Raw genomic sequence first — 24,911 nt, 5'->3', positions numbered from 1 at the left:
AGAGAAGGAAGACACTATGCAGCTCAACATTACCGGACATCACGTCGAGATAACCGAACCTTTACGCGAATTTGTTACCACGAAATTTGCCAAACTTGAGCAATACTTCGATCGTATTAATCAGGTCTATGTGGTTTTAAGCTTGGAGAAAGTGCAACAAATAGCGGAAGCGACAGTCCATGTGAATGGAGGAGAGTTGCATGCAACCTCGGAACACCAGGATATGTATGCGGCCATTGACGGTCTGATCGATAAATTAGCCCGTCAATTAAACAAACATAAAGATAAATTAAAGCAACATTAAGAACATGATGACCGCCAGACTTATATGCCATACAGATTTCAGGATACAGGAAGGCCGCAAACCAAAGAAACTCATAAACTTACATCACTAAGTGATTGGGTGAATGATAGCAGCCAACACCAAGTAGTTTGAAAAATAACGGATATATAGTCTAAAGGGAAAGGTTCTTCACTCACTGTAGCCAGTCGCGCTACATTACCTGAGTCGGCGACATGGATTGACCAGCCGCCGACATCAGGAGTGAAACAGCGCTTAAGTGAAAGATGAGATGACCAACGATTTAGCCATGCAATTAGACTCGGTATTAAATATCGAGTGCACCAAAAGCTCCGTTCACTGCTCGAGTAAAAAACGGGCACTGGAAATCATCAGCGAGCTTGCTGCCAAGCAGCTTAACTTGCCGTCACAGGTCGTTTTCGACGCTGTGCTAACCCGCGAACGTATGGGCAGTACCGGTATTGGTAATGGCATCGCCATTCCTCACGGCAAGTTAGAGGAAGACACGCTGCGTGCCGTCGGCGTTTTCATTCGTCTGGATCAACCTATCGCTTTTGATGCTATTGATAATCAGCCGGTTGACCTGTTATTTGCCTTGCTGGTTCCAGCCGATCAATGTAAAACCCACCTACATACTTTATCTTTAGTCGCTAAACGATTAGCAGATAAAACAGTGTGTCGACGTTTACGAGCGGCACAAAGTGATGATGAGCTGTATCAAATCATTACAGAAGTTCCGGCTGAAACTCAATGATAAAGCTAGCTTTTCTGCCGTAACGCTCTTATTTTACCAGTGATGGATTCCGGCCTGTAAGCCGGAATAAAAGTTTCTAATTGTGGCGCATAACGCCATTGAGATACCTAGGGGAGTTGCCACATGGTGCTGATGATTGTCAGCGGCCGTTCCGGTTCAGGGAAGTCTGTTGCCTTACGTGCCCTTGAAGATATGGGCTTTTATTGCGTCGACAACTTGCCCGTTGTGCTATTGCCACAGCTGGCGCAAACGCTCGCTGACCTGAACATCTCCGCTGCGGTAAGTATTGATGTCCGCAATATGCCGGAATCTCCGGAGGTATTCGAACATGCCATGGCTCAGTTGCCGGACACTTTCTCACCGCAGCTGCTGTTTTTGGATGCCGATCGCAATACCTTGATTCGCCGCTACAGCGATACTCGCCGCCTGCATCCTCTCTCCAATAAGAATCTGTCGTTGGAAAGCGCTATCGATGAAGAAAGCGCCCTGCTGGAGCCACTGCGCTCGCGCGCCGATCTGATTATCGATACCTCGGAAATGTCGGTGCATGAACTGGCCGAAATGCTACGTACTCGCCTACTCGGGAAACGTGAGCGTGAATTGACGATAGTATTTGAGTCATTCGGCTTCAAACACGGCTTACCTATTGATGCAGACTATGTTTTCGACGTTCGTTTCCTGCCTAACCCGCACTGGGATCCAAAACTGCGCCCGATGACCGGTTTGGATCGCCCCGTTGCCGCCTTCCTCGATCGCCATACGGAAGTGCACAATTTTATCTATCAAACCCGCAGCTATCTCGAGCAGTGGCTGCCGATGCTGGAAACCAATAACCGCAGCTATCTAACGGTCGCTATTGGCTGCACCGGTGGTAAACACCGTTCAGTTTATGTTGCTGAACAGCTTGCCGACTATTTCCGCTCCCGTGGCAAAAACGTTCAGTCTCGTCATCGTACGCTGGAAAAACGTAAATAATGACCGTCAAACAGACCGTTGAGATCAAAAACAAGCTGGGCATGCACGCCAGACCGGCGATGAAATTGTTCGAACTGGTGCAAAGTTTTGACGCAGAGGTCATGCTACGCAATGACAGCGGGACAGAAGCCGAAGCCAGCAGCGTGATTGCGCTGCTGATGCTGGATTCTGCCAAAGGCCGCCAGATTGAGGTGGAAGCCACCGGGCCAGACGAAGTGTCTGCGTTGGCCGCAGTGATCGAACTGTTTAATTCCGGCTTCGATGAAGATTGATATCGGCTATTTATGCGCGATATCAGCCTTTGGTTAAAAGAGTATTTGGCTCTTTGCTGGCGTCATCGGCTGGAGCCTTCGGTTTCACCGCCTGATTTTACTCACTTCTGAATGTTTTTTACTCTTCGAGATATCTTCGCCCTGATTAATTTATCCTCGGCCCTGGTCACTCTCTTCCTCCCGCTTAACCGCCGTCGCAAAACCGCTGCGTAATAAAACCCGCTGGGTAATCGTTTGCTAATTGCAAAAAATGCACGGTTTACCCCTTGCAGAGAACGCAGGCACGAGTATAATTCGCCACAATTTGCCGGGAGAATCCATGAAAAACAGCGAGCGTTTTGTTGAATATCATCAGATTGAAAATCGACAAAATCGTCTGCCAATTGGCGGTCAGCTGCCGTGGTTTCTGCCGTTGCCAAACCGATCTTATCAGGCCCCTCGTTGAGGGGCTTTTTTTTGCCCGCCAAACGGACGGCGATGTCGAATGCCAGGCAAATAGATTCACGATTTTATATTCACGCTGATTTTATATTTACTCTGATTTTACATTCACGCTAAAGACACACCAGGGGCAGCCCCATGCCACGGGCTAGCACAGAGGAGAGCGAAACATGGCCAATCCGTTGTATCAAAAACACATTATTTCAATTAACGATCTCAGCCGCGAAGAACTGGAACTGGTACTTCGCACCGCCGCCAGCCTGAAAAGCCATCCGCAGCCTGAATTGTTAAAGCATAAAGTGATCGCCAGCTGTTTCTTCGAAGCCTCCACGCGCACTCGTCTGTCCTTTGAAACCGCCATCCACCGCCTGGGTGCCTCCGTCGTGGGTTTTTCCGATAGCAGCAATACTTCGTTAGGCAAGAAAGGGGAAACGCTGGCAGATACCCTCTCCGTTATCAGCACCTACGTTGATGCCATTGTGATGCGCCATCCTCAGGAAGGTGCCGCACGTTTGGGCGCAGAATTCTCCGGCAATGTACCGGTACTGAACGCCGGTGATGGTGCTAACCAGCACCCAACCCAAACCCTGCTGGATCTGTTTACCATTCAGGAAACTCAGGGGCGTCTGGATAATATTAATATCGCGATGGTCGGCGATCTGAAATATGGCCGCACCGTGCATTCACTAACGCAGGCGCTGGCGAAATTTAACGGTAACCGCTTCTTCTTTATCGCCCCAGATGCGTTGGCGATGCCCACTTACATTTTGAAAATGCTGGAAGAAAAAGGCATTCAATACAGCCTGCATGCCAGCATCGAAGAAGTGGTTCCAGAACTGGATATTCTGTATATGACCCGGGTGCAAAAAGAGCGTCTGGACCCATCCGAATATGCCAACGTGAAGGCGCAGTTTGTGCTGCGGGCGGCCGATCTGGCCGACGCGCGCGATCATCTGAAAGTTCTCCACCCGCTGCCGCGTATTGATGAAATCACTACCGATGTAGATAAAACGCCGTATGCCTACTATTTCCAGCAGGCCGGTAACGGAATTTTTGCGCGTCAGGCGCTGTTGGCTCTGGTTTTAAACGCTGAATTGGCTCTTTAAGGGGAAAGGTATGACTCAGGATTACAAACTACAGGTAGAAGCGATCAAATGTGGCACGGTCATTGACCATATTCCAGCACAAATCGGCTTTAAGCTACTGTCTCTGTTCAAACTGACCGCGACCGATCAGCGTATTACCATTGGCCTGAACCTGCCGTCCAATCAACTCGGCCGCAAAGATCTGATCAAGATCGAGAACACTTTCCTGACCGAGCAACAGGCAAACCAACTGGCAATGTATGCGCCACACGCCACGGTTAACCGCATCGATAATTACAATGTGGTGAAGAAGCTGACCCTTAGCCTGCCAGATCGTATTGACGGCGTGCTGACCTGCCCGAACGGTAACTGCATTAGCCGTAACGAACCGGTCGATTCCAGTTTCCAGGTAAAAGCTCTGCGAGATGAAGTGTTGCTGAAGTGCAAATACTGTGAGAAAGAGTTCGACCATCAGGTGGTGATGCAGGCCGATTAATCCGGGAAGACTCGCTGTCTCCGCCGCGACTTACTCAGCGGCGGACACTGTGAACTACCGCAATCATTTTATTTCCTTAGGTTGCCGTAATTCCCCTCCGCCCTATAATAGCGGTGATTACAGAGTATCCCTTTCCGCTTTACGTAAACCAGGAGTCAACATGTCACGTATTATCAGCACTGAGCTTGCCCCCGCAGCGATTGGTCCTTATGTTCAAGGTGTCGATCTGGGCAGCATGATCATCACTTCCGGCCAAATCCCGGTTGACCCAAAAACCGGCGCAGTTGCCGAAGACGTTTCAGCTCAGGCACGTCAATCCCTCGAAAACGTGAAAGCCATTGTCGAAGCAGCAGGCCTGAAAGTTGCAGATATCGTCAAAACTACGGTATTCGTGAAAGACTTAAACGATTTCAGCACGGTCAACGCGACTTATGAAGCCTTCTTTGCTGAACATAACGCGCCATTCCCAGCACGTTCTTGCGTTGAAGTCGCTCGCTTGCCAAAAGACGTAAAAATCGAGATCGAAGCTATCGCCGTTCGTCGCTAATCCCGACGGCGTGCCGATCACGGCTGACTCACGTCAGCCGTGATAGCTTAGCGTCACATCAGACACTCCCGTCATAACATCCCTGTCTGTTCATCCTCCCTGATTTGCTAATTCCTTCATAAAGAGAGCATCCTGCCCTTAATTGCGGCCATAGTTATAATGTCTATATAAATCAATACATTGCATAAATAAAACAGTTTATGAATAAAGTAGTTTATGGAAAAAGTAGCGCTATAATCCAAACCGGGGCGTTACTTTTTAATCCAGTAAATACCCTCATAAGGTCGAAGTTCCATCGCCTCTGGATGAACTGGGGCATCGTCGTAACTGCTCATCAGCAATGACCAACTGCCTAACTCCAGATTTTCTGGCTGCCATCCCATCGGCTTATTGCTAAGATTCGCTACCACCAGCAAACGTTTATCCTGCCAACTGCGTAAATAACACCACAGGCTATGATGTTCTGGGCAAAGATCCTGATAATCACCGTAGGTGAAAATATCCTGCTGTTTGCGCAAGGCAATCAGGCGCTGATAGGCGTAAAACACTGAGTTTTCATCCGCCAGCGCTGCGCTAACGTTAACTTCTGGATAGTTGTTGCACGGCGAGATCCACGGCGTAGCCTGGCTAAAACCGGCGTTAGCACTGTTATCCCACTGCATTGGCGTGCGGCCATTATCTCGTGACTTAGTGGCTAAAATCGCCAATAACTCATCGGCCTGACGCCCGGACTCACTCAGTTCAGCAAACATATTCAGGCTTTCAACATCGCGATACTGCTCAATCGAAGTGAAGCCAGGGTTAGTCATGCCTATCTCTTCCCCTTGATAAATATAGGGAGTCCCCTGCATACCGTGCAATACCATTCCCAACATCTTGGCGGCAGGGACGCGCAGCGGTCCTTCATCACCAAACCGGGAAACAATGCGCGGCTGATCGTGGTTACACCAGAACAGCGCGTTCCACGCCTGGTTATGCATACCCTGCTGCCAAGTGGAGAAAATACTTTTTAGTTCAACCAGATCCGGCTCGGCCAGCGACCATTTTTCACCGTTCAGATAATCCACTTTCAGATGATGGAAATTGAAAGTCATCGACAGCTCGCCACCGTTTAACGCCGCATAACGCTGGCAATGCTCTAAACGAGTGGACGACATTTCACCCACGGTCATTAAACCGCGAGGCTGGAAGACATCGCGACTCATCTCTTGCAGGAACTCGTGAATGCGCGGGCCATCGGTATAGAAGCGGCGACCGTCCCCATCAAAATCGTTGGGGAAGTCCTGCTGTTTGGATACCAAATTGATCACATCTAAACGCAGACCATCGACGCCTAAATCGGCCCAGAACTCGCAGACTTTTTTCAGCTCATCCCGTACCGGCTGGTGCTCCCAGTTTAAATCCGCCTGCTCGGTGGCAAACAGATGCAAATAATATTGGCCGCTTTCCGCATGCCACTGCCAGGCATTACCGCCGAATTTTGAGCGCCAATTATTAGGTAGCTGATCCCCTTCACCGTCGCGCCAGAGATAAAATTGACGGTACGGGCTGGCCGGATCTTTTGCCGCCTGGAACCAGGCATGTTCAGTTGAAGTATGGTTGAACACCATATCCATTACGATACGAATACCGCGCTGATGAGCGGCTTCAACCAAGGTTTTAAAGTCTTCCAACGTGCCGTAAGCCGGATCGATGGCACAATAATCAGCCACGTCGTAACCGTTATCAACCTGCGGAGAGAGATAGACCGGCGTCAGCCAAATAGCATCGACGCCCAATTTTTGCAGATAGTCCAAACGGCTAGTTACACCGGCTAAGTCACCGTAACCGTTACCGGTAGTATCCTGAAAGCTTTTTGGGTAGATCTGATAGATGACACCGTTTTGCCACCAGGGAATGGGATTATTCATAGCGTGAACTCTTATTCATTTAAAAAATTGCCCCGTAATCGGTACGGGGCTCGACGCATATCAGACCGGTAATTCCCCACGGCTGTCTTTGCGTTTATAAACCAGAATAGTCAGGAACAATGGCACAATAATCGCCACCAGCATCGCCAACGAATAAATCGCCCAGAACTTCGGCTGTATGGACAAAATTCCCGGCAAACCGCCGACGCCAATACCGTTCGCCATAACGCCACTTAAACCGCAAATTAGACCAGCGATACCGGAACCCACCATGGCACACAGCATTGGGAAGCGATATTTCAGGTTAATCCCATACATAGCCGGCTCGGTAACGCCCAGATAGGCCGAAATCGCCGCTGGAACCGAAATTTCGCGTTCGTTAACTTTGCGGCTAATAATGATAATGCCCAGTACTGCGGAAGCCTGCGCGATATTGGATAAAGCGATTAATGGCCACACCGGCGTGCCGCCCATGCTTTGAACCATTTGCATATCAATCGCCAAGGTCGTTTGATGCACCCCGGTAATCACCAACGGCGCGTACAGGAAACCAAACAGAGCCGCGCCAATCGGCGCAAAGCTGCCGGTCATTACCGCTTTCACTCCCCAAGCCACGCCATCGCCAATCATACGGCCAAACGGCCCAATCAACGTATGCGCCAGGAATACGGCCAATAACAGAGAAACAACCGGAACAATAACCAGATACAGGTAAGCAGGAATGATTTTCTTCAGATTGACTTCAATCCAACCTAAGGCTAGCCCTGCCAAAATGGAGGGAATAACCTGTGCCTGATAGCCCACTTTCTCAATGGTGAACCAACCAAAGTTCCATACCTCCGGCAGTTGCTGTCCCAGCATGTAGGAGTTCATCAACTGCGGCGAAACCAGCGTAATCCCCAGTACGATACCCAATACCGGCGTACCGCCCATTTTTTTCACTGTAGACCAGCAAATCGCCACCGGCAGATAGAAGAAAATCGCCTCGCCCAACAGCCACAGGAAATCGTAGATGGTTTTCCACGCCGGATGCGCCTGCGCCAGCGTCATTCCGTCGGACATAGGAATATCGCCGATCACATTGCGGAAACCGAGGATCAACCCGCCTGAAATCAGCGCCGGTAACAACGGGAAGAAGATCTCGGCGAAATGGGAAATACCGCGTTCAAACCAGGTCATGTTCTGCCGCGCCGCCAACTTGGTTTGCTCTTTATCGGCTTCGGCATGACCAATGGTGGCAATCAGAGCCTTGTAGTAATCATCAACATCTGGCCCGATAACCACTTGAAATTGACCGGCGTTGGTAAAGCAGCCTTTGACCATCCGCAAGTTTTCAATAGCTTTTGGATCGGCCTTGGCCGGATCGTTTAAGACAAAACGCAGCCGGGTAATACAGTGGCTGACAGTGGCAATATTCTCCCTGCCTCCCACCAATACGATCAGTTGATCGATGTCTTGTTGCTTTACTTTGCTCATTTCAACGTACCTTTCATAAGGTGGGATCCCGCGCATTGACTGAAATAAACACGCGAATAATTAAATTAGTGGCTCATTAAAGATTAGCTACTGATTTGTTTTTATGAAATGGGAACGTTCCCAAGCTGTGCCGAAGATCACAATTTAACGGCTTTTTTTGCTTACTTAACCAGCAAAAAAAGCATCAATTGGATCGATCAGATCAGTTTCCCGGGGATGATGATCTGCTGAATAGCGAGGCCATTATTTAACTGTCCGAGCAGTTGCTGAGCCGCTTGAACGCCCGCACTACCATAACCTAATTCAACAGAAAATGAGTTAGGAAACAGGAAGTTAAGCAAAGGCGCGTTACCGATTCCGCACACCTGAATATGCTGTTTCCCCTGCTGTTGCAGGTACTTACTGACGCCTAAAGCGATGGTATCCGAAGCACAAACCAGCGCAGACGTGTCGGGTTTGATCACCTGAGCTGCCTGCTGAAAACCACTTTGATAGCTGAGCTCACCTAACGTCACCGTTGGGGTCAATCCATGGCGCTGGCAGTAGTTCAAATAGGATTGATGGCGACGCATACCGGTGGTGGCATCAGAGGGTTGTACGCCGATATAGCTAATGTGCTGGTGACCGGCTTTGCGCAGTTTGTCCATCAATAACGTCACCGCACCATCATCGTCATAACAAACCGAAGAAAAACCGGGATATTCACGTGCTAGCACCACCATTTTATCCTGCCACGGCGCAAGCATTTCAGCGGTCAAGCCGGTAAAACCAAATACAATCACACCGTCAACGTTACGCTGGCGCAAAATATTCAGGTGCTCCGTAACCAGCTCTGCATCAAACTGGCTTTCCATCAAGATAGGATCATAGCCCTGCTGATAAAATAGCGGCAACATGGTTCGTACCGCCTGATTCTCAGAAGCAGAATCCAGACGCGAAACAATAATCCCTACCACTTTATCGCTCTGACCGCGCATTGCCCGCGCTGATTTAGATGGCGTAAACCCTTGTTGACGGATAACCGCCTCCACCCGCTCACGGGTTTGCGGGCTAACGCTGCCTTCATTATTCAATACACGCGATACCGTGGATTTCCCCACGCCGCTCATACGGGCAATATCTTTGATCGTCAGACGGTTTTGCATGGTTTACCTAAGGTTTAGGTTAAAAAGTATAAACTGGACTAATTATTTATCTTTACCCTGATAATAGAAAGGTTATCCCGCCTATAATCAAAAGTATGACTCATGATATACCCAATAAATTTTGAGCCACACTCAGGCCCCAATAGCGGGAATCCCTGAAAGCTTAGCCCATTAAATCGATGGGTTAAGTAAAAATAGCCAACGGCGCTATGGATCAAAAAGTGAAAGGTATCATGCCGTTAGATACACAGATTTCCTACCTTTACGCGGAGTGATTCTGTAAAGGTTTTTGTCACCGGGTGGATGTCGCCTAGCGCCTACCCTATCTTTTGTCTTACCGGAGGTTAATTACCCAGTGGACCCCGTTCCCCAATCGGCCCCCTACGGGTGGCTCTGGTAAGGTGATGCTCCGTTTTCGCTGCTGCCTTACCAGAAACAATCTGGTAGGCAGTAACGTGTCATAGATTCGCTCGTTCCTGCTTAGCAATATTTTTGCCATTACCACGGCAGTTTTGTCGTGGATGTAATCAGGTTCAGCATAATGAAAGTGAAAAACCTCGCCCGGCAAATGCTTAACGCATTGAGCCGCAGTCTGCCACGCCGCCTTATCCGCCGCGAAGCTATGCTGGACGGCTTGCCGCAAAAAGGTGTGGCCAAAGAACTTCCCGCAGAACTGGCGCAGCAACGCCTGCACTGTGCCAATGAAACGCCGCAGCAGCTCTATGACCGTTTTAGCAGTCATCCGGAGGGGCTGACAGAGCCGGAAGCCAACGCCATTCGCCAACGCCTTGGCGATAATACCATTGAAAATCAGCAAGCTGTGCCTTGGTGGTTACATCTGTGGCACTGTTATCGCAATCCTTTTAATCTGCTGTTAACGCTGCTAGCGCTGATTTCCTACGCAACCGAAGATCTGACCGCCGCGTTGGTCATCGGCGCTATGGTGCTGATTTCCACTCTGATGCATTTTATTCAGGAAGCCCGCTCCAACCAGGCCGCCGACGCCTTGAAAGCCATGGTTAGCAATACCGCTACGGTGATTCGCAGCGATGCCCATACCGGGAAAAGCGAGCATCGGGAAATCCCTATTTCCCAATTGGTTACCGGCGATATCATCAAACTCTCAGCAGGAGATATGATCCCGGCGGATCTGCGTATTTTGCTCGCCAAAGATCTTTTTATCAGCCAGGCTGCGCTGACAGGCGAATCCTTGCCGGTAGAAAAAATCGCTACCAGCCGTTATCCCGATGAATCTAACCCATTAGAACGAGATACCCTGTGCTTTATGGGAACCAATGTGGTCAGCGGATCGGCGCTGGCTATCGTTATCGGCACCGGTAATCAGACTTATTTCGGTCAGTTGGCCGAACGTGTCACTCATCAGGATGAGCAGCCAAATGCCTTTCAAAGCGGCATCAGTAAAGTCAGTTGGCTGCTAATTCGTTTTATGCTGGTGATGACGCCTATTGTTTTACTGATCAATGGCTTCACCAAAGGCGATTGGTGGGAGGCGGCACTCTTTGCCCTTTCGGTAGCCGTCGGTTTAACGCCGGAAATGCTGCCGATGATCGTGACGTCCACTCTGGCTAGAGGTGCGGTGAAATTGTCGCAGCAAAAGGTCATTGTGAAACGTTTGGATGCGATTCAAAACTTTGGCGCGATGGATATTTTGTGTACCGATAAAACCGGTACGCTAACGCAGGATAAAATCGTACTGGAAAGCCATACCGACGTCTTTGGCGCCAACAGCGAACGTGTGCTGCATTATGCTTGGCTGAATAGCTATCACCAGACCGGTCTGAAAAACCTACTGGATGTCGCGGTTCTTAGCGCAATGGCGGAATCTGCCTCCACCAAAGCGCTGCTCGATTACCGTAAAGTAGACGAAATTCCCTTTGATTTTGAACGCCGCCGCATGTCGGTGGTAGTGGCCATTCAAGCCGATTATCACGAACTGATTTGCAAAGGTGCGCTGGAAGAAATGCTCACCATCTGTAGCCATGTTCGTCAGGGCAATGAAGTTATTCCTTTGACCGAAATGCTGCTGACTCGTATTCGCCGCATTACCGATGAGTTAAATCAACAGGGGCTGCGAGTTGTCGCCGTGGCCAATAAAATCTTACCGGCGAATCATCTGGACTATGGCGTAGCCGATGAGTCCGACCTGATTCTGGAGGGTTACATTGCCTTCCTCGATCCACCGAAAGAAAGCACTGAACCCGCTCTGCGGGCGCTGAAACAAAACGGCGTGACCGTCAAAATTCTTACCGGTGATAACGAGCTGGTTGCGCGAAAAGTCTGTAAAGAAGTCGGGCTTTCCGTCGTTCAAGTACTGCTTGGTAGCGATATTGAGCAAATGAGCGACGAGGAACTGACCGCCGCCGCCCACGCTACTACGGTATTTGCCAAGCTGACACCGCTACACAAAGAACGTATCGTGCAAATTCTCCGTATTGCAGGTCATGTCGTTGGCTTTATGGGCGATGGTATCAATGATGCGCCAGCTTTACGGGCGGCTGACATAGGAATTTCCGTGGATTCTGCGGTAGATATCGCCAAAGAAGCGGCGGATATTATCCTGTTGGAAAAAAGCCTGATGGTATTGGAGCAAGGGGTCATTGAAGGCCGCCGCACCTTTGCCAATATGCTGAAATACATCAAAATGACTGCCAGTTCCAACTTCGGTAACGTATTCAGCGTGCTGATTGCCAGCGCCTTTTTACCTTTCCTACCGATGTTGCCGCTGCATCTGCTGGTGCAAAACCTGATGTATGATATTTCGCAAATTGCGATTCCATTTGATAACGTCGATGAAGATCAGTTGACCAAACCACAACGCTGGAACGCCGGCGATTTGGGGCGTTTTATGGTGTTCTTTGGCCCGATAAGTTCGATATTCGACGTGCTGACTTTTTCTCTGATGTGGTGGGTATTTAAGGCCAACACGCCAGAAATGCAGACTTTATTCCAGTCCGGTTGGTTTGTAGAAGGTTTGCTGTCCCAAACGCTGATTGTGCACATGATTCGCACCAAAAAGATTCCGTTTATTCAAAGTCGCGCTTCATGGCCTCTGTGTTTAATGACGCTGGCAGTGGTCGTGGTGGGTATCGGTTTAACCTTCTCTCCGCTGGCTGGTTTCCTACAGTTGCAGGCTCTGCCGCTCAGCTATTTCCCATGGCTGATTGTGATTCTGACCGGTTATATGGTAACAACGCAGTTGGTAAAAGGCTGGTTTGTCCGCCGCTACGGCTGGCAATAACGGTCAGATAGCCAGTATCCCAAACAGATAGCAGGAGGTTGAATATCCTCCTGCTTTTATTCTGGCAACATGATATGGGGTATTAAAAAATGGCTACGCTCTCTTATTTTCGGGATTAGATGCGCCCTAAACAATCGATCGCAATGCCTTTAAAACTTTCAAAGTTCTGGCTACTGAGCAGACGGCTCATTGAGCGTTCACGGACAAAGGTAACAAACAGATCGTAGATAGCCATCGCTTCTTCATAATCACTTTTACTGATTGCCAGCAGGAAAATAACGTAGGCCGTTTCCCCTTCCCCCCACGCAATTCCTTGCGGAGCCAAAAGCGTTACCACCACGGTCTTTTTAGCCAACAGGCCAAGGGAGTGAGGTAAAGCGATTCCTTCCCCCAGCATGGTGGAAACGATAGCTTCCCGCTCGACTACCGAAGGGTAAAAATCCGCATCGACGAAACCTTCAAGCTCTAGTTGCTGGCAAACTTTGCTGAACAACTGCGCCTGAGTCAGCGGTTCATTAACCCGCACAAAATGGTTTTCATCAAAGAACTTTTCCAACATATAAGGCCGGGTGCGATCGACTAAAACCAGTTTTCCTAATTGCTCCAGCTGATATTCCGTTGGAAAAGGCGACATCACCACTACCGGCCTATTTTTTTCCGTTAAACGCGCATTGGAGATAATAAAATCTTCGGCAATAGTCGCTATATTTTCATATTCCCGTAGAGATACCGTCCTGGTTACCACGATTTGAGGATACTTGCGGGAAATTTGCGCCTGAATCATACGAATCGTCGAATTTCCAGTATCACACACCAGCATGACCTGCGGATGACGCTCATAACCAATATTATAATGCCGCTCTAACCCTACCCCGATATGCAGTACTAAATAGCCAATTTCATTTTCACTCAGGCTGTAAGGGGAATACTTCCCCCAACTGGAAACCGCAGCCAGCGTTACATCATAGGCCATTGGGTAATGCTGTTTGATATTAGATAACAGTGGATTAGGGATAGTGATCTGATACTTAACCCGCGTAATCATCGTCTTGATATGGGTCAGCAAATCGATGCGTAATTGCTTATCATCCTGCAAATTATAGTTATAGTGAGAGTTAATATACGAAAGGATGTAATCCACCAGCGTTTCTTCATCGTCCGCGTTTATTTCGCTGGGCTGGCTGGTACTAGGCTCGCTGATTTCCATCCGCCGTGCGGCAATATTCACCCGAAGATAAGCCTCTTCTGCCGCTGAAATCTCTTTGCCAGCCAATAGCTGTAACTCATTGGCCAAACGTCCGGAAGCCAGTTTTACCGCTTCATCTACATCTTCAGCATCAAAATCAGATAGCGGATAGCCTTCAGCGATACGTTTTACCGCCACCGCACAGTAAAAAATCAGGTACTGCTCACCTTCATCAGACAATCGCACGGCGTATTGAGACAATAATTGGTGCAATAAATCGGTCAGCGCCGGCATCGCCGCATTGCTAAGAAAAACATGTTTTAACAGTGGGTTGTCGCTGTCCTGAACATGCAGCTGAAACAGTAAATCGGTCAGGCAGGAACGAATGGCTAGCTCGGTGCCAAACAGCTTCATACCATAGCGAGGCTTAGCCTCTATGGTCAGATGGTAACTTCCCAGACGCTCTCTCACCTCAGCCATATCACTTTGCAGCGTACCACGGCTTACAAACCATTCATCAGCCAAATCCTCCAGCTTCAGTGCAAAGGCTGAGGTCAGAAAGCGAATGAGCAAATACTGAACCCGCTCGGCGGCGGTACGCGGCGTCAGGTTCGTCTTAGGCGTTTGCTGCTGCAATACCTGAAAACGTTCGGCATCATCGATCATTAATCGATAACCAAATCCCCGATTATGAATAAAACGCGCACCATAGTGCTCAAGAATATCGTTCAGCGCAGTAATATCAGCTCGTACCGTTCGGGTCGAAACGGCAAAGCGCTTTGCCAGTTCATCCTGCGGCAGAGTTTCAGATTGCAGCGCATCGAACATATAAGCCAAACGTTGATAAGGAAATCTCACTGCGCCTCTCCGCTGATGTAGGGCATTTCTGCCGAATACAGGCTGCTCCTATCGGGAGGAACAGCCTGCCAGTGCTACTCTTTTGCCAATGGCGTAAAAATCATTTGCGATGGACTACCCACCGGAATGTAACCAGGAATAAAGCTCAATTTTCCGCTGCTTTGATCCACCTTGAACCGGGTTATGTTATCGCTACGTTGATTCATTGCGTACAGGTAGTGACCACCGGGATCTAAAACCAACGTACGCGGGTAATCACCACGCGTCCATACCTCCTCAATGGCTTTGAGATCCCCCTCGCCATTTACTGCAAACTGCCCAATGCTGTTATGCAAACGGTTTGCCACGTAGAGGAAACGCCCATCTTTTGACAGTGTTAAACCCGCTGCAAAATTGGTTCCTCGAAACGCTTTTGGTAGCGATGACACACTAACTACTTGTTCCAACGTCCCTTTCTGAGTGTCCAGACGGTAACTGGTCAGCGTAGAGGCCTCTTCATTAATCAGAAATAATACTTTTCCATTCGGATGGAAAACAAAATGACGTGGGCCAGCGCCCGCAGAAGATGCACTGATATAGGGCGGTTCATTGGGTGTTAATGCACCCGTTGTTGGATCAAAATGCCATTGATAGATCCGATCCAGACCCAGATCGGTGGAAAAAACAAACTTCCCGCTGGGATCGCAGGCGATCATATGAGCATGAGGGCCGTTATGATCGCTGGCGGCAAAACTACCTTCAACCGCAGCAGCCGGTTTAGCCGCTCCCGCTGGGCCTTCATCTTGATGAACAGAGCTGGCCGCCTCTATTTTTCCATCCGTAGCCAAAGGAAAAACCGCCACAGAACCACTGACATAGTTCGCCACAAATAAATGGCTCCCCGAAGGCGTCAGAGACAAATAAACCGGCCCCGCACCTTGCGCATCAACCTGATTTAACAGAGTTAAGCCGCCGTCTTGCGGATCGACACGGTAGGCTGCAATTGAACCGTGTTTACCGCCGTTGTAATCCGATACCTCACTGGCGACATACAGCGTCTTCCCCTGAGCGTCCGCCACTAACTGAGCCGGATTCGCCAGTTCACTAACCAGCGTTTTATTCTTTAATTCACCGGATGCAGGATCGAGCTGTAGTCGATAAACGCCTTGGCCGTTCGGGTTATAGGTGCCGACATACGCAAATTGCTTCAAATTTTCCGCTCCGCTAGATTTTTATGCCCCATAAGAAGATGGATGAAATCCTGCCAATAGAGCCAAAGAAAGGCCAACCGCAAGTAAACGCGGCGGAATGACATTAGACGCAGGGTATGTTTCAGAGAGGAATGGCCTGTTACGCATATTTTTCCCTTATCACTATGACGCGACCAGGGTATGGGTCTAGCTAACCTAACATCCAGATTTACAGGTAAAAACAGCCTACACCACACCCGATAAAGAATGAGGCATCTCAGCGATGCCCCTTCTGAAAGCTTATGCCACGATTCTTTTTACTATGTTCAGCAACGTGATAACGTCCTGCGGGCGTGTATCACCCGTTTCGCTATCGATAATTGAACTATAGATATGAGGAATAATTTTGCTGACTCCGGCATCGAGAGCGATCTGTAAAATTGTCTCAAAATTCTCCAGATCGATGCCGCCCGTCGGCTCCAGCCAAAAATCATGTTTGGCGCAGGCCTCGGCCACACAGCGGTATTCCTCAATGTGTTTTAACCCACCCATCGGGAAAAACTTAATCGAGCTGCCGCCCATATCTTTCAACATGGCAATGGCGGTTTCTACCGGAACAATCCCATCCGGCGCAGCGGCGCTCAGTGGGCCAGTGGATATCTTCACGTATCCCACTTTTCCAGTCGGTGAAATCAATCCATTCACTATGGTTTCCCACTGACCAAGCAGCGCCCGGCTTGGGCCTACGCCGGTAAATACCTGATTAACATGCTGTGGCTGCACCTGTTGAGCAATTAAACTCACCATAGCGGATTGATTTGGGTCCCCTGCGCCAAGCCCTACTGACAGCGCATTGTCTATCCGTTCAGCATATTCGCGCATATCGCTGACCGCACTTTCAACGTCCGGATAGTTTTTAGATAAAACACCAACCAAAACATGACCTTCAGCCGCCTGCCAAATAGCCTGCGCGTTGGATTTGGAACCCGCTAGCACATTGAGGCAAACTCGATTTCGGTAATAATTAGGGGTCAATTTCATCGATTAATCTCCCTGAACCAAGCGTTGAATGCAGGTAGAAATGACCTCAAGCTGTGCTGACGTGACACTGCGCACGTCCACCTCAATCTTGCCTTCATTTGCTTTGTACGCGCGGAAATAAATCGCCGGATCGCCGTCCATCAAAGCTGCGACCAACTCTGGCGTTGAACGCCCAATTTTGACTTCGTCGAAGCTGATTTCGGTTCGGGCAATATCCCGACCGGCACTATCCCATACCACTTTGGCGGAGATACCTGGCAAAGCATTCAACTGACTGATAAATGGCGTCATTTTTTCAACCATTTGCTGGCCGGTGGTCTGTTCCTGTTGAATATAGCTCTCGATAGCCTGAGTCAGGCCAATAATGCTTTCCTTACCCACTTTCATCGCCCGACCAATACCATTCGACTGTAGCTTAACCCAATCTACGTAGGTCTTTTTGCCCAAGACTAACCCGCTCGTTGGCCCTTCAATTGCCTTCGCGCCACTATAAATCACTAAATCAGCGCCCATCTGATAGTAGCAGGCCAGATCTTCTTCGGCGGCCGCGTCTACAATCAGTGGCAGTTGGTGCTTACGCGCGACCACAACTGCCTGTTCAACTGACAAAATGCTTTTTTGTACGCAATGGTGGGATTTTATATACAAAATCGCCGCAGTATTCGGCGTGATCGCCGCTTCAAGCTGATCGGCAGAGCATTCATTGGCATAGCCCGCTTCCACCACTTTACCGCCACCGAGGGTCACCATCGTATCCACCGGGGCGCCGAAATTAACGTTGTGCCCTTTTGGCAACACGATCTCATGGGGGACTTGCAATACCGCAGCTTGCAGATTAACCAATAAATTGGCGTTATCTTTCACGATAACGGCAGCTACTGACTGCGCAATTCCTGCCGAAGCGCAGGAAACGACCACCGCGCTTTCCACATTCAGTCGCTCTGCAATATAAGCACCGGTTTTATTCACCAGATCTTTAACTTCGAAGAAGTGATTTAGCCCGAATGCAACGGCTTCGACCACGTCCTGCCGCGGTGTAGAAACGCCCAAAATCGTCATCCGACCGGATGCATTAATCACGCTTTTTAGCTGGTACTTTTCATAGATCGAAGACATCGTGAGATTTCCCTTCGTCAGTTAACACCAAGTCACCGGCGACAACCGCAGCCAATGGCAGCAAATATTTCTCTCCGGTTACGGATTTACCTTCTGAATCGACAAATACTTGAGGCCGTTGTTTCACTTCGAATATAGTTAAATCGGCATCAAAGCCTGCGGCTAATACCCCTTTACCGGTCAAACGTAATGCCTGCGCGGCATTTTCTGTTACGCAGCGAATAACTTGTTCGAGGTTAAGACCAATGGTAAAGAATTTAGACATCACCGTTGCCAAGCTGTGCACCGGCCCGGTAATACGGTTGCGGCAGTAAATATCAGAACTGATGGTGTGAGGGTAAATTCCCTGTTTAATCGCCTGCTCAGCAACATCGAAACTAAAACTGGCGCTGCCGTGACCGACATCCAATAACACACCACGTTTTAATGCGCGTTGAATAGACTCCCGCAGCGTACCGGACGGGGTCAAAATACGGTTGGGTTTACCGTTATAGCAGTGGGTAATAATGTCCCCTTGGGTCAGCAAATCGGCAATTTCATCTAGATCCGGCGGATTATTGCCAATATGTACCATCAAAGGTAATTGGTTATTTTCTTGCTGGATTTCTTTGGCTCGAACCAAAGGCTTAATGCCGTTTTTCCCCACGACGCTACTGCTCATCCGAGCCTTAATCCCAATAATAAAGCCGGGATTGCGAGCGATTGCCTCGCTTACGCTGGATTTATCGATCTGCTCCATATCGGCTAATTCGTTTTGCGTCACAATGCCGGTTTTAGCGATATTTAAAAACGCGTAAACCTGTGTTTTCGCCGCTCGCGTCAAGGTATAAAAATCATCCACGTCATTGGCACCGGTACTCCCCGCGTCAATAACCGTAGTCACGCCGCTGGCCACGCCAATTAAATCCGCATCATCATGATAAATTGGCGAAGCTGGGTAGCAATGAACGTGTGAATCAATCCAGCCTGCGCTGACAAAGTACTGCCCCGCCAAATCTATGGTTGCCTTGGCAGAAAGAAAGTCGATAGGATTTTCATTACAGAGTGAAACTGAAGTAATCTTGCCGTCATCAATAACGATATCGACCTGATGCCCTTCAACCAACCTTGCCCGTTTGATAATAAAGTCATGCATTATCTTTATTCTCCGTTAAATATCCGGGTAACAAGATGTGAGTGGCTAAATGATGATGGGGCAAAATTGATCATTTAATTTCGCCCCGTAATATCAAGAAATAGCGACCGGGAATAGAGAACCTAAAATCATCGCGCCTAAAATCGCACCACCGGTAATTGGCTTGCTCCATAAATAGAACAATAATGCGCCAGCCAAAGAACCAATACCGATAGGAATAGAAGCTGCCATTGCAGAAAGAATAATCAAGGGTCCAAGAAAACGTCCGGATGAATTACCTGCGCCCATCATGACATCCGCGCCGTAAGTTGAATCACTCTGATTAATGGTGAATTTTCTAGCCAGAATAATAAGATAACCGATAGCAATGCCAATAACTAACCCAGTGACCAGTGAAGCTGCAAAATTGGCTACGGGGAAAACAAATCCAGCGCCCAATAATAATGCAGGAACCCCCAAACCTACTCCGGTTTGAATCGCCCCACCAATATCCAGAATACCTACCAGCGAGCCTTCGATAATGCGTGCGAATAAGAAGCTGGCACCGAATGCTGCTACTGCACCATAAACGCCGGTATCCATACCTGCTCGCAACATGGAAACGAAAGCCACTTCGTTAAATGCGCCAATCCCATAGAGATAATACATATGGGTACCAGCAAAAACGCCGGAAGATAATACGCCAACAAATATCGGGAATGACCAGTCGGCATACCAAAAACCGTCTTTGGTTTGTTCATCCATCATCAAGCTCCTGTAGAAATGTTATTTACCGCTTAATGCGTTATGAATGCTGTCGAGCCAGACTGGAACGCCCAGACTGAATGACTCCAGGAATTTCATGTCAAAGCCACGGAAGAAACCGCTCAAAACAAACAGTAAGACAATAACTGCCATCATGATTTTTGTGACTTTATTCCAACCGCTTTCTTCTACGCCTTTACCGATTAAAATACCCAGAACCAGACCTGGAACAGCGTTCCCCATAATTAACTGAGCCAGACCGCCAAAAATAGTGGCCCAGAAACCGGAACGACGACCGGCATCAATAGCCGCCAGCCAGAAAATAACCGGCATCACGGTATTCACCAGAATATTAGCCGCCGGTACCAATACTTTAATTGCGGTAACCTGCAATGCTTCCGGTACAGCCGAAGCGGTGGTATTTAAGAAGCTAACAACGATAACGCCAATAATGCCGCAGGCAATCGCCATTTTTTTCGGGTTATGCATGGTCTCGGCCACATTGCGATTTTTAATCATCAATGCTGCTGCACCCCAGTTAGGAATAATGCGATGGTCAACATCTTGCGTAAACGCACCCGCCGCAACGGAAGACGCCCATGCGTTAAAGAAGAAGCCCAAACCAAAGGAGAAATGCGAGGCTGGATCGCCTTCACAAGAGTTCAGTTCACCCAAGGTACGAAATGCGCCCATGCCCTGAACCGTAGGCGCATGAAACATTCGCGCTGCACCGGCACCGACGCCGACACCAACCAGTCCGCCGATGATAATCGACTTAAAAAGAATGATTAAAAACATCAGTATATCCTTTCATTTATAGCCAACGTTTTTATTTAGAGACGAAAACAACCTTATCTGTATTAATGATTGTTACGCTCACGGTAATATCTAAGGCTACGGTATAAGTCCTCTTTTCGCGGGGAAGAAAGAAGAACAGAAATTTCTCTTTTTTTACCGACTCTTCCGCGCTTAATACCTTCACGTCCTGGGGTTCAATGCGTAATAAGATATTTTGTGTCGACTTCAATACCGTATTCTGGACATGACCTAATGCGCTGGCGAAAGCCTTAGCTTTAGTATCCCCTTTCCCTTTGACCTGAACCTGGGTGGTATATTGTTCTTTCATTACGGATTGCCATGTTTCTTAATATAAGCTTCAACCAGTTTCTGACCGAGTTCTTCTTTATCCATAAAACCAAAACCTAATACTTTACAACCTTCATTTATTGCCGTTACGCCCTCTTCAATAGAGCGCATTCCGTATTTCGCTTTATAGCCATATTTAGTTTGTGCCGTAATAGCGCCTGCGCCACCGCTGCCGCAAAATGAAATACCGAGGTCAGCCTGTTCTTTATTCATCACATCGCCCAATTTCATATCTGCGGCAACGCCAGGAATCACAACAGATTTTGCCCCGGCCAACTCAATACCCTGACCGACTTTCTGACCTTTACCCAAACGGTCGCCAATCACAACGGTAATTTGACTCATAATTTTTTCTCCAAGGCTGAATTTATGAATTATTATCTTTGGCTACTTCAAAATGCACGGACAATAAATAGGCTTCCTCAATGGGCAAATTCCCCAATGAATCGACTACTTGCTGAGCCATTCTCATTGAATCTGCTGATATTTCGTCAAATAATGACTTATCCACTTCCGGCAGTGGTTCACCAGTAATAGAGCGCAGCACCATAGCCCGAATATGTGAGGTCAACATCTGCTGCTGAACATCATTGGTATAAATATTCTCGGCATTCAGCATGGCCATTATATCCGCCAATAACCATTGAGTTTTCTCAATGCCATCATCGACATCGAGTTTATTCTCAGTATTTACAGATACGGCTCCATCATTCACGCTAGCGTTCCTCTGTACTGTGCTGATTTATTTTCTGACTGCAAAGAAAAGTTCATGGCGTTAAATCTTATTCCTTTCCTTTACGCTATAGCCTTACCCTACCCCTAAGCGTAAAAAGTATGTAGCCTGTTTTTTTCCAGTTCGAAGTGGAAATAAAGTGAGCAATATTGATCCAATTCGCAAAATCCGCGGTACTGGGCCTTCCCAGTGAATTTTCACTTTTTTAAAGCTAGCGCTATCCATAAATGTTTATAAACGATAAAACAGAAAAAAACGCCGAAGAAATAACAGGAAAATATCATGCAAAATCTTAGAACTTGCGATGATTCAGCTATTTTATAAGAAGATTAAATAGGGAAAACAGGGTAAGAGAATAAATATCCTTATTTTATTTCAGCATAAAAAATGGCAATTATGGAAAATAACGAGATCAAGATCACCTTTTATCAAAAGATAAAGCAAGAAAAGCTTCGTGATCCGGATCTCTTTCTTTTCTCGCCAGAAGCGCCTAGTATCAGACTAATAATCTGATATTTTCTAACACCCCCTCTCCTATGGCGCGGGGGTGTTGTTTTTATGTTTTCTGTACTTGAATTGGAGAGTGGTATGACCAAGCCAACCATCACGATTAACGAGCTGGACGCCGAACGTTTGGATGCGTTGTTGGCACAACCTGCTTTTGCTGACACAGCGATTGCCGATGCACTGAATGAAGAGCTGGATCGCGCTGACATTCTGCCTCCGTCAGAAATACCTGCTGACGTAGTCACCATGAATAGCCGGGTTCGTTTTCGTGATTTGAATAATCAGGAAGAGCATATTCGCACGCTGGTCTACCCCGCATCGCTGAAAGATAGTAACGAACAAATCTCGGTTATGGCTCCGCTCGGCGCCGCATTACTGGGATTACATGTTGATAATGAGATTAACTGGAAACTGCCGGGTGGGGATGAAGCCCGCATTAAGGTATTAGAACTGCTGTATCAACCAGAAGCCGCCGGTGAATATCACCGTTAATACCTTCGCGTTTTAGCGATGAAGGGTGGTAGATCGTCGATCTCTCACCCTTTTATGCATCAAGTGTTAAATCCATTTACTTCTCAATACTCTTTATTCCTTAAGCGCACTCATTATTTAGCCTGACTCATTCTTTCAAGCTATAGCATCTTAACGGTATTTTTTATGGTAAGTGTTGCGGGTGTCTTTGAATTCCTGCGCCACCTTTCGCGCCTCTTCCAGCTTGCCTTGATCGGCTAAAGCCAGAGATTGATCGATTTGACCGATCAGTATGGTTAATCCATGACGATAATCTTGTACTTCTGCGCTATCTGGCGCCTTGCCCTTTAATTTAGGCGGAATGCCTTTCTGCGCATCCAACGCCGCGCTGCGCATCCCCTGTAGGCCTTGTTTGAAGCTTTCCAGCGAATCGGTTTTCAGAACCGCACTGTAATTGCTCGCAATGGTATCCATATCTTCCGCAATATCATTTGCCATTGCCAAAGTGCTAGCGCTTAGCAGTATGGCGGCCACTAACACTTTTAATTTCTGACTCATGCTCACGCTCCTTATAATTATTGTTAATAGTTTGTATCACTCATAACATAGGTGGCTAGCAGGGAAACAGGCAATAGAATTTTTGTAAAACACTGAAAATTTAATGGTAGCAGCAATGAGACATAAAAATGGCCGAGGGCATTAGCCATCGACCATTTTACTACAGATTTTTATGCCACAATATTTGAACCCATTCCCGCTAATCGAGCGTGATTAACGAAAAAAATCCAAAGGATTATTCACCAGCAATTTTCATTTCTGGAAGTAATATTGAACCGCACTGAATATTACTGCGTGTTTCAATATCACTGCCTGCGCTAACCATATTGCGCAGCATGTCTTTAAGATTACCTGCAATGGTAATTTCACTGACCGGATACTGAATTTCACCGTTCTCCACCCAGAAACCGGCGGCACCGCGAGAATAATCACCGGTTACGGTGCTTACGCCCTGACCCATCAGTTCCGTTACTACCAGGCCTCTGCCCATCTTCTTAAGCATTCCGGCGAAATCCAGCCCTTGCCCAGCAATACGCCAGTTATGGATTCCGCCAGCATGACCGGTGCTTTTCAGACCCAGTTTACGCGCCGAATAGCTGGTAAGCAGGTAGGTTTGCAGAACGCCGTCTTTCACAATTTCGCGACGCTGGGTACGTACCCCTTCGCTATCAAAAGGCGTAGAAGCCAACCCGCCCAACAGGTGCGGATGCTCTTCGATGGTCAGCCATTCAGGCAAAATCTGTTTGCCGAGATGATCGAGCAAAAAGGTAGATTTGCGATATATATTCCCGCCGCTAATGGCTGAAACCAAATGCCCAAACAGGCCGGTAGCGACTTCTGCAGCAAATAACACCGGAGCCTTCATAGTTGGCAGTTTACGCGGTGACAGGCGAGACAGGGTGCGACGAGCGCACTCTGCGCCGACCCACTCTGGGCTGGCCAGATCTTCCAACCGGCGGCTGATGCTGTAAGCGTAATCACGCTCCATATCACCGTCAAACTCTGCAATCACGCTACTGGATATCGAATGGCGACTTGAGCAATAACTTTTCAGCATACCGTGGCTGTTTCCGAAAACCTTGATGCCATAGTGACTGTTAAAACTACCGCCTTCGGTATTGGTAATGCGCTTATCGGCCTTTAATGCCGCCTGCTCGGCTCTAGCTGCCAGTTGAATGCCGCGATCGGCGTCCAACTCCGCGGGATGGAACAGATCCAACTCCGGCGCATCAAACGCCAGCAAGGATTTATCTGCCGGGCCTGCATAAGGATCCGGCGAAGTATAGCGAGCGATATCCAACGCAGCCTGGACGGTGCGGGCCACTGCGTCTGGATTCAAATCAGTGGTGGACGCGCTGCCTTTCCGCTGCTGGTGATAAACGGTAATCCCCAGCGCACCATCGCTGTTGAACTCCACGTTTTCCACCTCGCCAAAGCGGGTGCTGACGCTAATACCCGTAGTTTTAGTAACGGCGACTTCGGCCGCATCCGAACTGGCGCGAGCCAGTTCCAAAGCTTGTGCAACAGCTTGTTCCAGCGTTTTACGCTGTTCTGCAACTTGAGTGACTACTTTCATCGATCTGCCA

At 48.3% G+C, this 24,911-nt stretch carries 24 protein-coding genes and 1 pseudogene; 10 read left to right on the top strand and 15 right to left on the bottom strand.

Annotation, left to right across the window (positions count from 1 at the left end; all coding sequences use genetic code 11):
• The first annotated feature begins 16 nt into the window (after window positions 1-16).
• The 8 genes from hpf to ridA all read left to right on the top strand — a co-directional run bounded on the left by hpf (window position 17) and on the right by ridA (window position 4,871).
• On the top strand, window positions 17-304 hold the full coding sequence (gene hpf / locus ACQ4OC_RS09070) for a ribosome hibernation promoting factor (protein WP_004722398.1): 288 nt from the start codon (window positions 17-19) through the stop codon (window positions 302-304).
• A gap of 268 nt (window positions 305-572) precedes the next feature.
• Window positions 573-1,055: a PTS IIA-like nitrogen regulatory protein PtsN gene (gene ptsN, locus ACQ4OC_RS09065; RefSeq protein WP_049597907.1), complete on the top strand. Its 483-nt coding sequence runs from the start codon at window positions 573-575 to the stop codon at window positions 1,053-1,055.
• Window positions 1,056-1,178: 123 nt separating this feature from the next.
• The gene (gene rapZ, locus ACQ4OC_RS09060; protein WP_064515368.1) at window positions 1,179-2,030 is read left to right on the top strand and encodes an RNase adapter RapZ; all 852 of its coding nucleotides are present in this window, start codon (window positions 1,179-1,181) and stop codon (window positions 2,028-2,030) included.
• Window positions 2,030-2,302 carry a PTS phosphocarrier protein NPr gene (gene npr / locus ACQ4OC_RS09055; RefSeq protein ID WP_064515370.1) on the top strand — a complete coding sequence of 91 codons (273 nt, stop codon included), beginning with the start codon at window positions 2,030-2,032 and terminating at the stop codon, window positions 2,300-2,302. The genes rapZ and npr overlap by 1 nt, the downstream gene beginning before the upstream one ends.
• A 319-nt stretch (window positions 2,303-2,621) precedes the next feature.
• On the top strand, window positions 2,622-2,747 hold the full coding sequence (locus tag ACQ4OC_RS09050; protein ID WP_268806850.1) for a hypothetical protein: 126 nt from the start codon (window positions 2,622-2,624) through the stop codon (window positions 2,745-2,747).
• A 166-nt stretch (window positions 2,748-2,913) separates the two neighbouring features.
• Entirely contained in the window at window positions 2,914-3,849 is a 936-nt protein-coding gene (gene pyrB / locus ACQ4OC_RS09045) for an aspartate carbamoyltransferase (RefSeq protein WP_064515372.1), read from the top strand.
• 10 nt (window positions 3,850-3,859) lie between these two features.
• Window positions 3,860-4,324 (top strand): aspartate carbamoyltransferase regulatory subunit, encoded by a 465-nt coding sequence (gene pyrI / locus ACQ4OC_RS09040; protein ID WP_049597915.1) that lies wholly within the window; start codon window positions 3,860-3,862, stop codon window positions 4,322-4,324.
• Window positions 4,325-4,484: 160 nt separating this feature from the next.
• The gene (gene ridA, locus ACQ4OC_RS09035) at window positions 4,485-4,871 is read left to right on the top strand and encodes a 2-iminobutanoate/2-iminopropanoate deaminase (RefSeq protein WP_064515374.1); all 387 of its coding nucleotides are present in this window, start codon (window positions 4,485-4,487) and stop codon (window positions 4,869-4,871) included.
• Window positions 4,872-5,122: 251 nt separating this feature from the next.
• Here the strand turns inward: ridA and treC are convergent, their stop codons facing one another.
• The 3 genes from treC to treR all read right to left on the bottom strand — a co-directional run bounded on the left by treC (window position 5,123) and on the right by treR (window position 9,402).
• Entirely contained in the window at window positions 5,123-6,781 is a 1,659-nt protein-coding gene (treC, locus tag ACQ4OC_RS09030; RefSeq protein ID WP_430971111.1) for an alpha,alpha-phosphotrehalase, read from the bottom strand.
• Window positions 6,782-6,841: 60 nt separating this feature from the next.
• On the bottom strand, window positions 6,842-8,257 hold the full coding sequence (gene treB / locus ACQ4OC_RS09025) for a PTS trehalose transporter subunit IIBC (RefSeq protein ID WP_064515379.1): 1,416 nt from the start codon (window positions 8,255-8,257) through the stop codon (window positions 6,842-6,844).
• A 197-nt stretch (window positions 8,258-8,454) separates the two neighbouring features.
• Entirely contained in the window at window positions 8,455-9,402 is a 948-nt protein-coding gene (treR, locus tag ACQ4OC_RS09020; RefSeq protein WP_064515381.1) for a trehalose operon repressor TreR, read from the bottom strand.
• A 541-nt stretch (window positions 9,403-9,943) separates the two neighbouring features.
• Between treR and mgtA the strand changes: the two genes are divergently transcribed.
• On the top strand, window positions 9,944-12,661 hold the full coding sequence (gene mgtA / locus ACQ4OC_RS09015; protein WP_430971110.1) for a magnesium-translocating P-type ATPase: 2,718 nt from the start codon (window positions 9,944-9,946) through the stop codon (window positions 12,659-12,661).
• A gap of 115 nt (window positions 12,662-12,776) precedes the next feature.
• On the opposite strand, the gene ACQ4OC_RS09010 is transcribed toward mgtA, so the two are convergent.
• The 10 genes and pseudogenes from ACQ4OC_RS09010 to ACQ4OC_RS08965 form a co-directional block, all read right to left on the bottom strand.
• Complete coding sequence (locus tag ACQ4OC_RS09010; RefSeq protein WP_430971109.1) at window positions 12,777-14,705, bottom strand: BglG family transcription antiterminator; 1,929 nt, start codon at window positions 14,703-14,705, stop codon at window positions 12,777-12,779.
• 74 nt (window positions 14,706-14,779) lie between these two features.
• A pseudogene (locus ACQ4OC_RS09005) lies at window positions 14,780-15,952 on the bottom strand (lactonase family protein).
• 222 nt (window positions 15,953-16,174) lie between these two features.
• Entirely contained in the window at window positions 16,175-16,915 is a 741-nt protein-coding gene (gene dagF, locus ACQ4OC_RS09000; RefSeq protein WP_064515387.1) for a 2-dehydro-3-deoxy-phosphogluconate aldolase, read from the bottom strand.
• 3 nt (window positions 16,916-16,918) lie between these two features.
• Window positions 16,919-18,031: a DgaE family pyridoxal phosphate-dependent ammonia lyase gene (locus ACQ4OC_RS08995; protein WP_120805657.1), complete on the bottom strand. Its 1,113-nt coding sequence runs from the start codon at window positions 18,029-18,031 to the stop codon at window positions 16,919-16,921.
• The gene (locus ACQ4OC_RS08990) at window positions 18,015-19,166 is read right to left on the bottom strand and encodes an amidohydrolase/deacetylase family metallohydrolase (protein WP_064515390.1); all 1,152 of its coding nucleotides are present in this window, start codon (window positions 19,164-19,166) and stop codon (window positions 18,015-18,017) included. Before ACQ4OC_RS08990 ends, ACQ4OC_RS08995 begins: the two co-directional genes overlap by 17 nt.
• A 93-nt stretch (window positions 19,167-19,259) precedes the next feature.
• On the bottom strand, window positions 19,260-19,910 hold the full coding sequence (locus ACQ4OC_RS08985) for a DUF4310 family protein (protein WP_064515392.1): 651 nt from the start codon (window positions 19,908-19,910) through the stop codon (window positions 19,260-19,262).
• A gap of 21 nt (window positions 19,911-19,931) precedes the next feature.
• Window positions 19,932-20,708 carry a DUF4311 domain-containing protein gene (locus tag ACQ4OC_RS08980; protein WP_049597934.1) on the bottom strand — a complete coding sequence of 259 codons (777 nt, stop codon included), beginning with the start codon at window positions 20,706-20,708 and terminating at the stop codon, window positions 19,932-19,934.
• 31 nt (window positions 20,709-20,739) lie between these two features.
• A complete protein-coding gene (locus tag ACQ4OC_RS08975; RefSeq protein ID WP_430971108.1) occupies window positions 20,740-21,036 on the bottom strand; it encodes a DUF4312 family protein in 297 nt (98 codons plus the stop codon).
• The gene (locus tag ACQ4OC_RS08970) at window positions 21,036-21,401 is read right to left on the bottom strand and encodes a glycine-rich SFCGS family protein (RefSeq protein ID WP_430971107.1); all 366 of its coding nucleotides are present in this window, start codon (window positions 21,399-21,401) and stop codon (window positions 21,036-21,038) included. The genes ACQ4OC_RS08975 and ACQ4OC_RS08970 overlap by 1 nt, the downstream gene beginning before the upstream one ends.
• Window positions 21,402-21,423: 22 nt before the next feature.
• Window positions 21,424-21,771, bottom strand: coding sequence for a PRD domain-containing protein (locus ACQ4OC_RS08965; protein WP_064515398.1), 348 nt, complete (start codon window positions 21,769-21,771; stop codon window positions 21,424-21,426).
• A gap of 606 nt (window positions 21,772-22,377) precedes the next feature.
• Here ACQ4OC_RS08965 and rnk point away from each other — a divergent pair.
• On the top strand, window positions 22,378-22,788 hold the full coding sequence (gene rnk / locus ACQ4OC_RS08960) for a nucleoside diphosphate kinase regulator (protein ID WP_064515400.1): 411 nt from the start codon (window positions 22,378-22,380) through the stop codon (window positions 22,786-22,788).
• A gap of 150 nt (window positions 22,789-22,938) precedes the next feature.
• Here the strand turns inward: rnk and cybC are convergent, their stop codons facing one another.
• Both cybC and pmbA read right to left on the bottom strand, forming a co-directional pair.
• Window positions 22,939-23,325, bottom strand: coding sequence for a cytochrome b562 (gene cybC / locus ACQ4OC_RS08955; RefSeq protein WP_430971106.1), 387 nt, complete (start codon window positions 23,323-23,325; stop codon window positions 22,939-22,941).
• A 235-nt stretch (window positions 23,326-23,560) separates the two neighbouring features.
• A complete protein-coding gene (pmbA, locus tag ACQ4OC_RS08950; RefSeq protein ID WP_064515403.1) occupies window positions 23,561-24,901 on the bottom strand; it encodes a metalloprotease PmbA in 1,341 nt (446 codons plus the stop codon).
• Window positions 24,902-24,911: the final 10 nt, after the last annotated feature.

It is taken from the genome of Yersinia sp. J1, from assembly GCF_050586585.1.
In the GTDB taxonomy this organism is placed as follows: Bacteria; Pseudomonadota; Gammaproteobacteria; order Enterobacterales; family Enterobacteriaceae; genus Yersinia; species Yersinia entomophaga.
The sequence above is the reverse complement of the archived record's forward strand: the minus strand, read 5'-3'. Positions and strand labels throughout refer to the sequence as shown.

Excerpts from the sequence above, each read along its gene's own strand:
- hpf (WP_004722398.1), top strand. The coding sequence starts at position 17 with ATGCAGCTCAACATTACCGGACATCACGTCGAGATAACCGAACCTTTA.
- ptsN (WP_049597907.1), top strand. The coding sequence starts at position 573 with ATGACCAACGATTTAGCCATGCAATTAGACTCGGTATTAAATATCGAG.
- rapZ (WP_064515368.1), top strand. The coding sequence starts at position 1,179 with ATGGTGCTGATGATTGTCAGCGGCCGTTCCGGTTCAGGGAAGTCTGTT.
- npr (WP_064515370.1), top strand. The coding sequence starts at position 2,030 with ATGACCGTCAAACAGACCGTTGAGATCAAAAACAAGCTGGGCATGCAC.
- ACQ4OC_RS09050 (WP_268806850.1), top strand. The coding sequence starts at position 2,622 with ATGAAAAACAGCGAGCGTTTTGTTGAATATCATCAGATTGAAAATCGA.
- pyrB (WP_064515372.1), top strand. The coding sequence starts at position 2,914 with ATGGCCAATCCGTTGTATCAAAAACACATTATTTCAATTAACGATCTC.
- pyrI (WP_049597915.1), top strand. The coding sequence starts at position 3,860 with ATGACTCAGGATTACAAACTACAGGTAGAAGCGATCAAATGTGGCACG.
- ridA (WP_064515374.1), top strand. The coding sequence starts at position 4,485 with ATGTCACGTATTATCAGCACTGAGCTTGCCCCCGCAGCGATTGGTCCT.
- treC (WP_430971111.1), bottom strand. The coding sequence starts at position 6,781 with ATGAATAATCCCATTCCCTGGTGGCAAAACGGTGTCATCTATCAGATC.
- treB (WP_064515379.1), bottom strand. The coding sequence starts at position 8,257 with ATGAGCAAAGTAAAGCAACAAGACATCGATCAACTGATCGTATTGGTG.
- treR (WP_064515381.1), bottom strand. The coding sequence starts at position 9,402 with ATGCAAAACCGTCTGACGATCAAAGATATTGCCCGTATGAGCGGCGTG.
- mgtA (WP_430971110.1), top strand. The coding sequence starts at position 9,944 with ATGAAAGTGAAAAACCTCGCCCGGCAAATGCTTAACGCATTGAGCCGC.
- dagF (WP_064515387.1), bottom strand. The coding sequence starts at position 16,915 with ATGAAATTGACCCCTAATTATTACCGAAATCGAGTTTGCCTCAATGTG.
- ACQ4OC_RS08995 (WP_120805657.1), bottom strand. The coding sequence starts at position 18,031 with ATGTCTTCGATCTATGAAAAGTACCAGCTAAAAAGCGTGATTAATGCA.
- ACQ4OC_RS08990 (WP_064515390.1), bottom strand. The coding sequence starts at position 19,166 with ATGCATGACTTTATTATCAAACGGGCAAGGTTGGTTGAAGGGCATCAG.
- ACQ4OC_RS08985 (WP_064515392.1), bottom strand. The coding sequence starts at position 19,910 with ATGGATGAACAAACCAAAGACGGTTTTTGGTATGCCGACTGGTCATTC.
- ACQ4OC_RS08980 (WP_049597934.1), bottom strand. The coding sequence starts at position 20,708 with ATGTTTTTAATCATTCTTTTTAAGTCGATTATCATCGGCGGACTGGTT.
- ACQ4OC_RS08975 (WP_430971108.1), bottom strand. The coding sequence starts at position 21,036 with ATGAAAGAACAATATACCACCCAGGTTCAGGTCAAAGGGAAAGGGGAT.
- ACQ4OC_RS08970 (WP_430971107.1), bottom strand. The coding sequence starts at position 21,401 with ATGAGTCAAATTACCGTTGTGATTGGCGACCGTTTGGGTAAAGGTCAG.
- rnk (WP_064515400.1), top strand. The coding sequence starts at position 22,378 with ATGACCAAGCCAACCATCACGATTAACGAGCTGGACGCCGAACGTTTG.
- cybC (WP_430971106.1), bottom strand. The coding sequence starts at position 23,325 with ATGAGTCAGAAATTAAAAGTGTTAGTGGCCGCCATACTGCTAAGCGCT.
- pmbA (WP_064515403.1), bottom strand. The coding sequence starts at position 24,901 with ATGAAAGTAGTCACTCAAGTTGCAGAACAGCGTAAAACGCTGGAACAA.